The sequence below is a fragment of the Paradevosia shaoguanensis genome (assembly GCF_016801025.1).
GTDB classification, from domain to species: domain Bacteria; phylum Pseudomonadota; class Alphaproteobacteria; order Rhizobiales; family Devosiaceae; genus Paradevosia; species Paradevosia shaoguanensis.
In genome coordinates this window covers 4,491,129-4,505,224 of sequence record NZ_CP068983.1, presented here as the reverse complement: position 1 = coordinate 4,505,224, position 14,096 = coordinate 4,491,129, and the positions used below count along the sequence as shown (strand labels likewise).

Here is a 14,096-nt window from a genome sequence, read left to right as displayed (position 1 = left end):
CCTGATAGAGGCCGGCGCTCAGTGCTTCTGGCCGATTTCGGCGTTCGCCATGAGTTCGAGCGCGCGAACCATGGCCGAATGGTCCCAGGTGGACCCGCCTTGCGCGGCGCAGACGCTGAACAATTGCTGGCAGCTCGCCGTATTGGGCAGGGCCATCTTGAGCTGCCGCGCCCCTTCGAGCGCCAGGTTGAGATCCTTCTGGTGCAGGTCGATGCGGAAGCCGGGATCGAACGTGCGCTTGATCATGCGTTCGCCATGCACTTCGAGAATACGCGAGGAGGCAAAGCCGCCCATCAGCGCCTCGCGCACGCGTGCCGGGTCGGCGCCGGCCTTGGAAGCGAAGAGCAGGGCCTCGCCCACAGCCTCGATGGTGAGTGCAACGATGATCTGGTTGGCGACCTTGGCGGTCTGGCCATCGCCCACGCCACCCACCAGCGTGATGTTCTTGCCCATCAGGTCGAGCAGCGGCTTGATCCGGTCGAAGCTCTCGGGCGAGCCGCCCACCATGATCGAGAGCGAGCCCGCCTTGGCGCCGATCTCGCCACCCGAAACCGGTGCGTCGAGATAGTCGCAGCCGAGCGCGGCGATCTTGGCGGCAAACTCCTTGGTGGCGATCGGGGAGATCGAGCTCATGTCGATGACGGTCTTGCCCGCAGACAGGCCTTCGGCCACGCCGTTTTCCGCAAAGAGCACCGCTTCGACATCGGGTGTATTGGGCACCATGATGATGACGACGTCGGCATTCTCAGCCACTTCCCGCGAGGACGAGCACGACGTGGCGCCCTTGGCTGCCAGCTCGCTCGGGGGCGCCACCTTGTCGAACACCACCAGCTGATGGCCTCCGTCGATGATGTGACCCGCCATTGGCCGTCCCATTGTACCCAGGCCGATAAACCCAACCTTCATCCTGCTCTCTCCCTCGGGTCTGAAACTGGAATGGCGCATGCCCCGGCGGGGGCATGCGCGTTATTTGCCTGAGGTCAGTCGACCCGGGCGAAGGGGCCGACTTCCGGCTTGCCCTGCGTATCCATGAGGTCGCCGAGCTCTTCCTTGACGCCGCGACCGATCGCTGCGCTTTCCGAGCCCGCCTGGAAGCAGGTGAAGTCCGGACGGTCACGCCAGGCGAGGGGACCGCAGACGCGCACGCCTGCATCGATCGCCGCGTCATGGACGATGTTGATCAGGCGTTCGTAGTCCGGGTCGCCCTGCTTGTAGCCCGAGAAGTTGCCGATATCGCCGCTGGCGGCGAAGATACCGTCCACGCCGTCGACCTTGGCGATCTGCGCGGCTTCCTGCAGGCCGTCGAGCGTCTCGATCATCGGGATGAAGACGAGATTGGCGTTGATGGTCTGGCGATAGCCACCCGGGACGCCGCCCCACATGTCCTTGCCGAAGGCCTGGCCGCCGCCATTGCTGCGACGTCCCATCGGCGGGAAGAAGGCCCAGTCGCGCGCTTCGATGGCTTCCGCCTCGCTGTCGATCGTGGGCAGCACGAGCACCAGGGCGCCAGCGTCGAGCGCATGCTGGATTTCGCGTTCATCGGTATAGGCCACGCGTACGCCCGGCACCGCCTTGGCGAAGGGGCAGGCGGCCCACATGCGGGCAACCGATTCCCACGACTTGGCATTGTGCTGCATCTCGACCCAGATGAAGTCGTAGCCGGAATTGGCCATGGCGCAGTAGGTCTCGGGGTCGGTGCCGGCAAAGACCGTGCCGCCCGTAACCTTCTCGCCGCGCATCATCTTGAGCTTGACCGGGTTCCAGATCGGAACCTCCCCTTCAACGTCCCAGGCCGTGCCGTACTTCCAGGTCGTCTTGTCGAAGGCGCCCTGGTTGGTGGCGCCGTCCAGTGGGGTGGCCTGTGCACCGCTGTTCTGGCCCGCCGCCGCGGCGAGCGGGAACTTGGCATCCTGGGCATTGGCGCTCAAAGGCATGGCCGCCAGAGCGACCGAGCACGCTAGTGCGGCTACGAAAGCGTTCCTCATCAGATGTCCTCCCTAGAGAAAAATGTATTCGCAAAATGATGTCTAGGCAGTCCGGATTAGTGAGGTCAAGTATTATCTGTTTTGTATTATAATAGAGTGGAGAGTATTGCCTTTAGTAGTATTATATGACGATCAATATTTGCAATTGACACTGTGATTACTTTGTTTACGGTCGGGCGATACCGGCGGAGGAATGAACTTGGATGCCGGATCACCATAGGGAGGAGCACATGAATCTGAGTAAGGTTGCAGTCGCGACGGCGGCTCTGTTGGCCGGCATGCTCGCCGCACAGGCGCAGGGGCAGGAGGTGATGCGTATCGCCATCCCGTTCCCGCAGGATTCCCATTTCGGCATCGCGATCGACACGTTCGCCAAGGAAGTCGCGGATCGCACCCAGGGCCGCTACCAGGTCGAGACCTTCTACAACGGCTCTCAGGGCGCCGAACGCGAGGCGACCGAGGCCGTGCAGCTCGGCACGCTCGATCTGACGTTGACCTCGACCGGCCCGATCCCGAACTTCGTGCCCGAAGTTTCGGTGCTCGACGTGCCGTTCCTCTTCAAGGATTACGCCACGGCTCGCGCTGCGCTCGACGGTCCGATCGGCGACAAGCTGCTCGCCCAGTTCGACAGCCACGGCCTCCATGCCCTGGCCTGGGGCGACAACGGCTTCCGCAACATGACCAACAACAAGATCCCGATCCGCAATCCCGAGGATCTGGCCGGCCTCAAGATGCGTACGATGGAAAACCCCATCCACATCCAGGCCTATGAGCAGTTCGGCATCAGCCCGACCCCGATGGCGCTGACCGAAGTGTTCACCGCCCTCCAGCAGGGCGTCGTGGATGGCCAGGAAAACCCGCTCTCGGTCATCATCACCAACCACTTCGACGAAGTACAGAAATACGTGTCGATGACCGGCCACGTCTTCTCGCCAGCCGTCTTCCTCATGAACGAGGGCAAGTGGCAGGCCCTGTCCGACGAGGACAAGCAGGCCTTCTCGGAAGCCGCCAAGGCTGGCGTCGTCGCCAACCGCGCCCGCGTCGATGCGGACGAGAAGTCGGGCATCGAATACCTCAAGTCCAAGGGCGTCGAGGTGATCGAGGATATCGACAAGCAGAAGTTCGTCGATGCGCTGGCCCCGGTCTATGCCAAGTTCAAGGAACGCTTCGGCAGCGAGCTCGACGAGCTTCAGGCCGCCGGAAACTGATCCGGCCAACCCATGCTCGATGGCATCGATTCTTCCCCGATGCCACCGGGTGGGCCGGCAGGCTCCCCGCTCTGTCGGCCCCTAATCCTGCTCCATCCGAGATAGACAGATGAGAAAGACGTTCCTGCGCTTCGAGCGCCAGCTGACGCATGGAGCCATGTGGGTTGCGTGCGCGCTTTTCGCCATCGCGGCATGCATCGGCCTGCTGCAGATCGTAACCCGCTTCGTATTCAAGATTCCCACGCCCTGGAGCGAGGTGACCATCCGCATCCTGCTGATCTGGATGGTGTTCCTCGGCATCCCCGCCGCCTTCCGGCGCGGCGCGATGATCTCGGTGGATCTGATGCACCGCAAGGCGCCCGACTGGTTCCGGCCCAAGCTCGATATCCTGATCCTGGCCGTCACGCTCTTCTTCCTCGGCCTCGTGGCCTGGTGGGGCGTGCAGTATTGCCTCGTCGCCGGCAACGTTCAGACCATTATCGGCCTCGAGCCGCTCAAGATGATCTGGGCCTATATTTCGCTGCCGCTCGGCTGCGTTCTGGCAATGGTGGCCATGGTGGGCAACTACCTCGATCCACGCCACGAAGAACTCGAAACCGCTACCTGAGGGGCCGACATGCCAATCGCAATGCTTGTGGCGATGTGCGTATGCTTCGCCTTTTCAATCTCGGTCGCGGTCTCGATCGGCCTGGCCAACACCGTGGCGCTCTACGTGTCGCATTCTTCGTTCCTCATTCTCCCCAAGGAGATGTACAGCGCCATCGACAAGTTTCCGCTGGCGGCCATCCCCTTCTTCATCCTGGCCGGCAACATCATGGAGCGCGGCGGCATCTCGCAGCGCCTCGTTGATTTCGCCAAGTCCATCGTCGGCGGTGTCCAGGGCGGCCTCGCCGCCACCTGCGTGCTCACCTGCATGCTCTTCGCCGCCATTTCCGGCTCCTCGATCGCCACCACCTTCGCCATCGGCGCCATCCTGATCCCGGCGCTCGTCCGCCACGGCTACCCGGTCAACTACGCGGCTGCCCTCCAGGCGACCTCGGCCGAGCTCGGCGTCATCATCCCGCCCTCGATCCCGATGATCCTTTACGGTGTCACCGCTCAGGTGTCCGTCGGCGAGCTCTTCGTGGCCGGCTTCGGCCCCGGCATCCTCATCGGCGCCGCCCTCATGGCCTATGTGCTGATCACCGCGCGGGTAAAGGGATACGGCAAGCTCGACAGGGAAGGGCGCCTGCCGTTCTTCCGCGCCTTCTGGAACGCGTTGCCTGCGCTGCTGCTGCCGGTCGTCATCCTCGGCGGCATCTATAGCGGCGCCACCACGCCCACCGAAGCCTCGATCGTCGCGGTCTTCGCCGCCCTCGTGGTCAGCATGCTGCTCTATCGCGAGCTGCGCCTCGCCGATATCGGCCCGATCCTCAAGAAGTCGGTGATCTCGACCTCGGTGGTGATGTTCATCATCTCCAATGCCGGCGTCTTCAGCTACCTCATCACCCGCGCCAACGTGCCGACCATCCTCGCCGGCTGGCTCACGACCCATCTCGACAGCGCCGCCATCTTCCTGCTGGGCGTCAACGTCGCGCTGTTCTTCATCGGCATGTTCATCGAGACCAATTCGGCCGTCATCGTGCTGGCCCCGATCCTGGCGCCCATCGCCATCAGCCTCGGCGTCGATCCGGTGCATTTCGGCCTGATCATGGTGGTGAACCTGGCGCTCGGCATGATCACGCCGCCGTTCGGGGTCAACCTCTTCGCGGCATGCCAGGTGGCCGGCATCTCGCTCGACCACATCATCTCCAAGCTGATCGGTTTCGTGGTCGTGATCCTCATTTGCCTGATGATCATCACCTATTTCCCGCCGATCACGACGTTCCTACGCGATTGGGTTTACCCGAACCATCGCTAGGTAACTTGTGGGCCGGATATCCCTTCCGGCCCACTCTTCTCTTCACAGGCCTTGCGCTTGTCCCTTAAGCTCCTGGCCTGAGCCGTCGACGGGAGGGAAACATGCGACTTGGCACTGTTCTGGCGATTTCTTGCGTATTCGCCCTTTCTCTTTCGACGGCGCCGGCCTTTGCCCGCATGACCGTCTGGGACCTCAAGCCCGGCACCGCCGTCGCCGACATGCCCGATTGGCTCGAATTCAAGGGCTACGCCTGTGGCAGCAATGGCGGCCCGCCGCTCGAGCCCATCGCCGGCTGGCAGGATTTCAAGCGTTGCGCGGCAGACGCCGACGGCCTCCATGAAGTCTATTTCGAATATGACGACGAGGACGAATACATTGCCCGAGCCCACCAGGATATCCGCGTGGCTCGCGACGTCGGCACGGTCGACAAGTCCTTCCCCATCGTCACCTCGGCGCTCTTCGACGACAACGGTATCCTCGAAGGCATCCGCATCGTCACCGATCCACGCCCGGCCAAGCAGATCGACAACGAATGGGTCAACCTGCGCCCGCGCGCCGAGCACCACCTGTTGGCCTCCTATCTCGCCAGCCAGTTCAAGATTTCCGTCGCCGACAATTGCGAGAAGCTGCCCAAGGGCGCAGGTGAATCCGCCGTCGGCGGCCAGTTCCTAAAGCTCGATTGCGAGCGCGACAGCGACAGCCTCCGCTACCTCATCGAACAGCGCCTTCTGCGCAAACCCGGCCAGGCCGCCCGCGATCCGCATACCGGCCAACTGACCCAGGGCCAGTTCGAGAGCGTCACCCGCGCCGAAGTCCGATTGCTGAAGCCCTAGGTCCTGCCGTCGCCGCGCATGCCGGAACAAACCCAGTAAGCTCAAGCACTTCCACCGCGAGCTTCCGCCAAAACCTCTATACGCCCCGCGAGTCGGTGAGCTAGAACGGCCCCGCGAACGACCGAAGAGGCGTTCAGGCAGGAGCCCGACCATGATCAAGATGAGCGTCTACTATCCGGCCGACGGCGGCACGAAGTTCGATCACGACTACTACCGCACCAGCCACCTGCCACTGATCCAGACCCGGCTCGGCGACGCGTGCCTCCGCTACGAGATCGACCGGGGCCTTGTAGGCCAGGAATCCGGAACCGCGCCAAAATTCGTCGCCGCCTGCCACGTCTACTCGCCCACCCTGGAAATATTCGAGGCAGCCTTCGGTCCCCACCGCGCCGAGATCGTCGCAGACGTCGCCAACTACACCGACATCGCCCCCATCGTGCAGATGAGCGAAGTCGTCGGGGAGTAGGGGGGCTCCGGCGCGCCGTGCCACCAACCGGGTCGCGCGCCGCAAGCTGGCACCTCACCCGCCGATCCCTCCATCCCTCCACCACCCATCATTCCCACCCACCCCCATACTTCCCCGGCCGAAGAGCCGGGGGCCACGGATAGCGCCACTCGGGTGGAGGCTGGCAATGGACCCCGGATCAAGTCCGGGGAAGTTCCGTGGTTGGGGCTGCGACTGGCGTTAGGCGTCTCCGGTGGGCATCGGCGATAAGCGGCAGCAGCATGCGCCGGCGGTAAGCGCCTTCAGCAAGCGTCAGCGATAGCCACCACATTGTGCCGCCATACGCGCCTAATCCCCTTCATCCCTTCGTCCCTTCGTCCCTTCGTCCCTTCATCTCTTCCACCAATCCAATCCCACCCCACCCCGTACTTCCCCGGCCGAAGAGCCGGGGCCCACGGATGGCGCTACTTGAGTGGAGAGTGGCAATAGCCCCCGGATCAATTCCGGCGAAGCTCCGCGGTTGGTGTGACGATTGGAGGTATGCGGCGCCTGCAGTAACCGTCGGCAACAGCCACACTGCCCCGCGACACCTCGACTTCGGTGCAGCCGAGTTTCCCAGCTAAAACTCGCCCCCAGGCTACCCTACCGCACCGTCCCATCCGGCAGGATCGTCGACCCCAGCTTGGCATCCGTCAGGCTCTCCGCCGAAAGCGTCGCCTGCAACAACCGCGATCCCGACAAATCCGCGCCCTTGAGCGACGCATCCCGCAGGTCCGCCTGATAGAGATCCACCCCCGCCACCTTGGCACCAGCCAGGTTGGCCCGCGTCAACGTCGCAAAGGTCAGCGACGCCCCCGACAGATCGGCATTCTCCATCTGCGCGCTGCGCATATTGGCCTCGTCGAGCGTCGCCCGCCCGAGATTGGCGCCCCCGAACATCGTTCCCGCAAATGTCCCCAGCGCCAGATCCGCGCCCAAGAACGTCGCGTTGCTCGCGTCTGCCCCAGTCATGTCGACCGTCCGGCCGAGCACCGTGTCGAGCGTTGCACCGACCAGCTTGGCGCGGCCGAGACGGGCACCATAGATCATCGCATCCGTGAGGTTTGCTCCACTCAGATCCGCATTGCGCAGGTCGGCGATGTTGAGATTGGCACTGCGCAAGTCAGCATTGGCCAGCTTCGCGCCCGCCAGCTTCGCGTCATGAAAATTCGCGCCCTCGAGGTTTGCCCCGGTAAGGTCGGCATCCCGCAGGTCGGCGCGCTTCTTGTTGACGCCCTGGAGGTCGCAGCCGGGGCAATCCTTGGTGATGCCGGCGATAAAATCGGCGCGTTGGTCGGCAAGGGCGGGCTGGCTGATCGCCGCGCCCGCCAGAACCAGGGTCACACAGAAGCGGCCAACCGCGTTCATCCCGTTCACCTCGTGAAAGAGGGGCCGTCCGGCCCCTCGCTGCATGATGTCGTTATTTGGCGGCCGGGATGGTCGCGTCGCCCAGCGTATCGGCGGCGATCGGCGGGGTATCGTCGGCCCCGGCGGCAACGCCGTTTTCCTTGAGGATCAGCGCTAGGAGCTGGGCATATTGCTTCGGTTCCAACGCGCCCGGACGATCCTGCGGCATGTTGGTGGAGATGTATTCGAGCAGCGCCGTGGCCGGCTGGCCGGCCCAGCTCGCCATGAAGGAATCGCCCTTGAGCGGCGGCGCGTCGAGGGCGCCTTGCAGCCGGTCGCCGTGGCATGACGAGCAGTTGTCGCGATAGAGCGGAGTGCCTTGCCGGGCCTGCGAAGCAGGGTAGGCGACATCGACTGCCGATGCCGGCAGAGTCGAGACAACGGCGAGACCGGAAGAAAGCGCAACCAATGCAAGGGCGTTGCGAACGGAGAGCATTTTGGCAAAGACCATGATGACGTCCAAGTAGCGTGAAAATTGTCGGCTGAACGAGGCGGCGGATTGCTCGCGGTGAGCACAGAAGCTGCGGAATTGTGGGCCGGTCGTCAACTCGCCTTGCGTAGGGCTCCGGCCGGCGAATATTGCTGGCGCCAGAGCGGGATAAGCCGCAAACGCCCACCCCATGGGCGCCTCCAGTATTCGCCCGTCGACGCCAATTGCAAAAATAAGCAGAACCTATGTTCAACATAGGTCTGCGAGGGCAGAACTTAGTTGTGCAGGGGGGCTCCGCCTATACGATCCGATCTCGCCAAACAAACCTTGGTGATTGAGGGCGCCCAGGCAACGTCGCCGGGACGCTGGGAGTATTAGGAGGGGACCAATTGCTATCCAAGCAAGTACGTCTGCACGCGCTGCATACGGCGGCGCTGGCTGGAGTTGCATTGTCGGTGTTGAGCCTTCCGGCCTTGGCGCAGAACGCCAAGCCGGCAATGGCTCCGATTCCGGAAGGCAACTTCGCATTGACCGTGACCAACGAGCGCCTGCTCAACGCGATCAATGAACCACAGAACTGGCTGACCTCGAACGGCAACCTGGAATCCTGGCGCTATTCGCGCCTGAACCAGATCAACCGCGACAATGTCGGCGATCTCAGGATGGTCTGGGCGATGTCGCTCGGCGGCGCCAATGACGTGGTCGGCAATAACGGCCCGAACGTGATGGCCAACCCGCTCGTCGACAACGGCATGATGTATGCGGTGTCCGAATGGGGTCGCGTCTTCAAGATCGACGTGCGCAATCCGCAGCGCGGCGACCTGCTCTGGGTGTCCGACCCGGCGATCGACCACGAGGGCAATGACTCGCTCACCCGCGGCATCGCGCTCTACGGCACCAATGTCTACAACGCCCTGCAGGACGGGCGCGTGGTGGCCATCAATCGCGATACCGGCGATATCGTCTGGGACAAGCAGGTGGCGGTGGAGACCGAATTCGGTGGCCGTGAACGCCTGATCACCCAGCCGATCGCAGCCGAAAACAAGATCCTGGTCAGCAACGGCGCCGGCGATGCCGGCACGCGCGGCTGGCTGGCGGCCCTCGATCCGGCCACCGGCGACGAGATCTGGCGCTGGTACGCCGTGCCCGAGCCCGGCCAGCCCGGCAGCGAGACCTGGACCGACGAAGCCCAGACTGCCTGGCAGAAGGGCGGCGGCGGCATGTGGACGGCCGGCTCCTACGACAAGACGACCCGCTCCGCGATCTGGGGCACCGGTAACCCGGTTCCGATCTACGACGCCGAATTCCGTCCGGGCGACAACCTCTATACGGACTCGACCGTCTCCATCGACATCGATACCGGCAAGCTCAACTGGTACTTCCAGTACACGCCGAACGACGCCTGGGACTATGACGAAAACGGCGTCAACATGATCCAGACGCTCGACGTCGGCGGGGTCAAGAAGCCGGTCGTCGGCCACTTCGGCCGTAACGGCTTCTACTACAACCTGGACCTGCAGACCGGTAAGTTCATCAATTCCAGCCAGTACGCCAACGAGGTGACCTGGACTGCCGGCATCGACCAGGAGACCGGCAAGCCGGTCGAATACGATCCCAAGCTGGCCGTGCAGACCTACATTCCCGCCACCCGCATGCTGCGCGGTGACGGTAACAAGGTGGCTTGCCCGACCTGGCACGGCGGTATCGCCATGCAGCCCCCGGCCTTCAATCCGGACAAGCAGATTTCCTATGCCGTCGGCACGGAAGGCTGCTTCACCCAGAACGGCGGCACGGGCGTTGACGACAAGAACAACATGGTGGGCCGCACCTTCACCAGCGACCTCTACTATGGTGGCCTGACGGCTGTTGACGCTGCCAACAACCAGATGCTCGGCAAGGTCGTGACCGATACCGAAATCCGTTCCGGCGTGCTGGCAACGGCTGGCGGGCTGATCTTCACCACGCTTACCTCGGGCGATCTCGTTGCCTACAATGACGAGACCCTCCAGGAACTGTGGCGCTTCAACGTCGGCACGCCGCTCAAGGCGCCGCCGATGACCTTCGCGGTCGGCCCCACCCAGTATGTGGCCTTCCAGACCAGCGGCCTGCACGTGCACCCGCGTCGTTTCACGGACCTGATGCACTCCTCGTATCTGTTCGTGTTCGCGCTGGGTAATCAGCAGCCGCAGGCGGCCGTACCTATCAAGTAATTAATTTGACAGTCTGGGGGCGGCCCGGCTAGCTCGGGCCGCCCCTTTGTATCTCGGGTGTGTGGTTTATGCAGTCTGCGATAGAAGTGCGTGCGTTGCGCAAGCGCTTTGATGTTGTCGATGCCGTCAAGGGCGTGGATTTTTCCGTCGCCCGCGGCGAGGTTCTTGGTTTCCTGGGTCCCAACGGGGCAGGGAAGTCCACCACCATGAAAATGGTCACCGGCTATATCCCGGCGACGTCCGGCACGGTCAGCATCTGCGGCCATGACGTGGCGCACGATCCGATCAAGGCCAAGCAGCATCTCGGCTACCTGCCCGAAGGTGCTCCGCTCTACGGGGAAATGACCCCCGTTTCCTTCCTCAAATTCACCGGCGCCATCCGCCGCATGAGCGGCGCCGACCTCTCCCGCCGCATGGGCGAGGTGATGGCCGATCTCCAGCTCGAAGGCGTCCGGCACCAGCGGATCGATACGCTCTCCAAGGGCTTCCGCCGCCGCGTCGGCCTGGCCCAGGCGATTCTCCACGATCCGGACGTGCTCATCCTCGATGAGCCCACCGACGGCCTCGATCCCAACCAGAAGCGCCAGGTTCGCCAGCTCATCCGCAACCTGGCCCCGACCAAGTCGATCATCATCTCGACGCACCTGCTCGAAGAGGTCGATGCCGTCTGCGACCGCGTGCTCATCCTCGACAAGGGCCGGATCGTCCTCGAGGGCACGCCCGACGATCTCCACGCCCGCGCCGAAGGCCATAACACCGTGGTCGTGCTCGTCCACCGCCCCGACACCGCCAAATCGACCAGCGCACTGGCGGGCCTGCCCGATGTCGAGGTCACCCACGCCGACGAAGGCGAGATCACGCGCATCAGCGTGCGCCCGAAGCGCCGCCAGCCGGTCGCCGAGACGGTGAGCGGGGCGCTTCGCGACGCCGGCGTGCAGATCCTCGAAATCCGCACCGAGCGCGGCAGCCTCGATGAAGTCTTCCGCAGCGTCACCGCTGCCCCAGTTTCGATGTCGGTATCCCAGTGAACGGTATCCTTGTAGTCGCCCGGCGCGAGTTCTTCTCCTATTTCTCGAGCGCCCTGGCCGTCGTCTTCATCGGTGTGTTCGTCGCCGCCAACGGCGCCGCCACCTTCTTCGTCAGCGATTTCTTCGGACGCGGCCAGGCCGACCTCACCGCGTTCTTCTCCTACCACCCATGGCTCCTTGCCGTGCTGATGCCCGCCATCGGCATGCGCCTCTGGGCCGAGGAGCGCCGCGCCGGCACGCTCGAACTCCTGCTGACGCTCCCCGTCACGGTCTGGCAACTGGTGCTCGGCAAGTTCCTCGCCGGCTGGGCCTTCGCCGCCCTGGCGCTGGCCATGACCATCCCGATCTGGATCACCGTCAATTACCTGGGCGAGCCCGATAACGGCGTCATCCTCGCCTCCTATATCGGCAGCCTGCTGATGGCCGGCGCCTACCTCGCGCTCTCCTGCTGCATCTCGGCGCTTACCGGCAACGTGGTGACCGCCTTCGTGCTCAGCGTCGCCGCCAGCATCCTCATGCTGATGTTCACCCAGGAATCGCTCCTGACCCTGCTGCCCACCTGGGCCGCGGGCTTCGCGACCGACTTCGCCTCCGGCATCTCCTTCTCGCGTCACTTCGATGCGATCACGCGCGGCGTGCTGGAATTCGGCGACGTCCTCTTCTTCGTCTCCTTCATCGCCCTGCTGCTGTTCCTCAATTGCCAGGTTCTCGAGGCGCGATCGATGAACAAGCCAGCCATGAATACCGGTATCGCCGGACGCCTCGTCGTTGTCGTCTCGGCCATCGTCATCTTCCTCTCGATCAACCTCATCGCCTCGCTCAAGCTCGAAGGCGCTCAGGTCGATCTCACCGAGCAAAAGCTCTTCACCCTCGCCGACGGCGCCAAGGCCATCCTCGCCGACGTGCGCGAGCCCATAAAGGTCACGCTCTACCGCTCGCGCGACCTCATCAACGCCGTCCCCGACCTCCAGCCGCACGCGACCCAGGTCGCCGGGCTGCTCCGCTCGTTCGAGCAGCAATCGGGCGGCAAGATCAGCGTGGACGTCGTCGACGTGCAGCCGTTCTCGCCCGAAGAGGATCAGGCGCTGGCCTACAAGCTCGCCGGCTTCAATCTCAACCGGGCAGGGGACAAGGGCTATTTCGGTCTCGTCGGCACCAACACCGTCGACACGCTCGAAACCATCCCCTTCCTCGATCCCTCCCGGCAGGCCTTCCTGCAATACGATCTTGCCCGCTTCGTGCATCGGCTCGCCAATCCCAAGGAGCCAAAGGTGGCCGTGGTGGATGGCATGTCCATGCTCGGCGTCCGCGACGCCGGCCGCATGCCCTGGGCGGTTGTCGAAATGCTCTCGCAGGATTATGCGGTCACCCCGCTTCCTCCGACCATGACCTCGGTTCCGCCTGATACCGACGTACTGATCGTGGCCCATCCCGCCACGCTCACGCCGCAGGCCGAATACGCCATCGATCAGTTCGTTCTCGGCGGCGGTCCGGCATTGGTTTTCGTCGATCCCTTCGCGGAACGCTCGGCGCCCAGCCAGCAGAACGCCATGATCCCGATGTACCCGTCCTCGGACATCGCCCCGCTGATGACCGCATGGGGCGTCGCCATGGACCCCACCAAGGTGGTGGGCGATAGCGACATGGCGCTCCAGACCGTCGGCACTGCCGGCCGCCAGCAGGTGGTTGCCAATTACCTGCCCTGGCTCAAGATCGACGGCGACGCGTTCAATCAGGACGATCCGGTAACCGCGCGTCTCAATGTCATGCGCATGTCCTCGGCCGGGGCCCTGCACCCGGTGGATGGCGCGACCACCACCATGGTGCCGCTCATCCAGACCACGCCGAACTCGATGCTGCTCGACCAGGCCCTGGTCATGCAGCGCCCCAACCCCAATTACCTCCTCGGCCAATTCGTGCCATCGGGCGTTCGCCAGGTGCTGGCGGCCGAGGTTACCGGCCCGGCCCACACCGCTTTCCCCGACGGCAAGCCGGCGGACCCGGAAGGCGGCGACAAGGGTTCCGAAACTGCCCCGCAACTGACCTCGGGCAACGTCAACCTCATCGTCGTCGCCGATGCCGACATGCTGGCTGATGACCATGTGGTCAACCGCAACGGCCAGCCGGTTTCGAGCAATGGCGATTTCGTGCTCAACGCGGTCGAAAAGCTTGCCGGTGGCGACGCGCTCATCGCGTTGCGCGGCGGCGGGCAGGTCAGCCGCCCGTTCACCCGGCTCCAGGCCATGCAGGCCTCGGCCGACGAAACCTATCGCGCCAAGGAGCAGGACCTCACCAAGGAACTCGCCGATATCCAGCAGCGTCTCCTGGAACTCCAGGCGCCGGTGCAGAGCGGTGGCGAGGACCTGCAGGCGATGTATGAGCGCCAGCAGGCCGAGATCACCACGGCCAATACCCGCATGATGGAAGTCCGGCGCGAGCTGCGTGACATCCGCGCCGCCCTGCGCTCGGACGTGGATCGGATGGATACCTGGCTCAAGGTTCTCAACATCGGCCTCGTGCCGATCCTCCTGATACTGGCTGCGCTCGGCGTAGCCCTCTGGCAGCGCGCCCGCCGATCGTCCGCCAATGCCCAGCCGGTGGGGGAATAGCC

The 14,096-nt window shown here is 64.0% G+C and carries 12 protein-coding genes; 8 read left to right on the top strand and 4 right to left on the bottom strand.

Annotated features, from left to right (window positions below):
- Window positions 1–18 precede the first annotated feature (18 nt).
- Both glxR and JNE37_RS21850 read right to left on the bottom strand, forming a co-directional pair.
- Complete coding sequence (glxR, locus tag JNE37_RS21855; protein WP_203064822.1) at window positions 19–906, bottom strand: 2-hydroxy-3-oxopropionate reductase; 888 nt, start codon at window positions 904–906, stop codon at window positions 19–21.
- A gap of 74 nt (window positions 907–980) precedes the next feature.
- Window positions 981–1,985 (bottom strand): aldolase/citrate lyase family protein, encoded by a 1,005-nt coding sequence (locus tag JNE37_RS21850; RefSeq protein WP_081840575.1) that lies wholly within the window; start codon window positions 1,983–1,985, stop codon window positions 981–983.
- Between the two features lie 230 nt (window positions 1,986–2,215).
- Between JNE37_RS21850 and JNE37_RS21845 the strand changes: the two genes are divergently transcribed.
- From JNE37_RS21845 to JNE37_RS21825, 5 genes are all read left to right on the top strand, one after another.
- Window positions 2,216–3,193 carry a TRAP transporter substrate-binding protein gene (locus JNE37_RS21845; RefSeq protein WP_035033694.1) on the top strand — a complete coding sequence of 326 codons (978 nt, stop codon included), beginning with the start codon at window positions 2,216–2,218 and terminating at the stop codon, window positions 3,191–3,193.
- A gap of 109 nt (window positions 3,194–3,302) precedes the next feature.
- A complete protein-coding gene (locus tag JNE37_RS21840) occupies window positions 3,303–3,800 on the top strand; it encodes a TRAP transporter small permease (protein WP_035033693.1) in 498 nt (165 codons plus the stop codon).
- 9 nt (window positions 3,801–3,809) lie between these two features.
- Window positions 3,810–5,093, top strand: a complete 1,284-nt coding sequence (locus JNE37_RS21835; protein ID WP_035033692.1) for a TRAP transporter large permease — start codon at window positions 3,810–3,812, stop codon at window positions 5,091–5,093.
- A 101-nt stretch (window positions 5,094–5,194) separates the two neighbouring features.
- Entirely contained in the window at window positions 5,195–5,926 is a 732-nt protein-coding gene (locus JNE37_RS21830; protein ID WP_203064821.1) for a hypothetical protein, read from the top strand.
- A 151-nt stretch (window positions 5,927–6,077) separates the two neighbouring features.
- Window positions 6,078–6,392: an EthD family reductase gene (locus JNE37_RS21825; protein ID WP_182397512.1), complete on the top strand. Its 315-nt coding sequence runs from the start codon at window positions 6,078–6,080 to the stop codon at window positions 6,390–6,392.
- Between the two features lie 621 nt (window positions 6,393–7,013).
- Here JNE37_RS21825 and JNE37_RS21820 read toward each other — a convergent pair.
- Both JNE37_RS21820 and JNE37_RS21815 read right to left on the bottom strand, forming a co-directional pair.
- Window positions 7,014–7,778, bottom strand: a complete 765-nt coding sequence (locus JNE37_RS21820; RefSeq protein WP_203064820.1) for a pentapeptide repeat-containing protein — start codon at window positions 7,776–7,778, stop codon at window positions 7,014–7,016.
- A 52-nt stretch (window positions 7,779–7,830) separates the two neighbouring features.
- Window positions 7,831–8,268 carry a c-type cytochrome gene (locus JNE37_RS21815; protein WP_160176262.1) on the bottom strand — a complete coding sequence of 146 codons (438 nt, stop codon included), beginning with the start codon at window positions 8,266–8,268 and terminating at the stop codon, window positions 7,831–7,833.
- A 368-nt stretch (window positions 8,269–8,636) separates the two neighbouring features.
- Here JNE37_RS21815 and JNE37_RS21810 point away from each other — a divergent pair, with 368 nt between their 5' ends.
- From JNE37_RS21810 to JNE37_RS21800, 3 genes are all read left to right on the top strand, one after another.
- Complete coding sequence (locus tag JNE37_RS21810) at window positions 8,637–10,457, top strand: pyrroloquinoline quinone-dependent dehydrogenase (protein ID WP_203064819.1); 1,821 nt, start codon at window positions 8,637–8,639, stop codon at window positions 10,455–10,457.
- Between the two features lie 68 nt (window positions 10,458–10,525).
- The gene (locus JNE37_RS21805) at window positions 10,526–11,485 is read left to right on the top strand and encodes an ABC transporter ATP-binding protein (RefSeq protein WP_203064818.1); all 960 of its coding nucleotides are present in this window, start codon (window positions 10,526–10,528) and stop codon (window positions 11,483–11,485) included.
- Window positions 11,482–14,094 (top strand): Gldg family protein, encoded by a 2,613-nt coding sequence (locus tag JNE37_RS21800; RefSeq protein ID WP_203064817.1) that lies wholly within the window; start codon window positions 11,482–11,484, stop codon window positions 14,092–14,094. Before JNE37_RS21805 ends, JNE37_RS21800 begins: the two co-directional genes overlap by 4 nt.
- The last annotated feature ends 2 nt before the right edge of the window (window positions 14,095–14,096 follow it).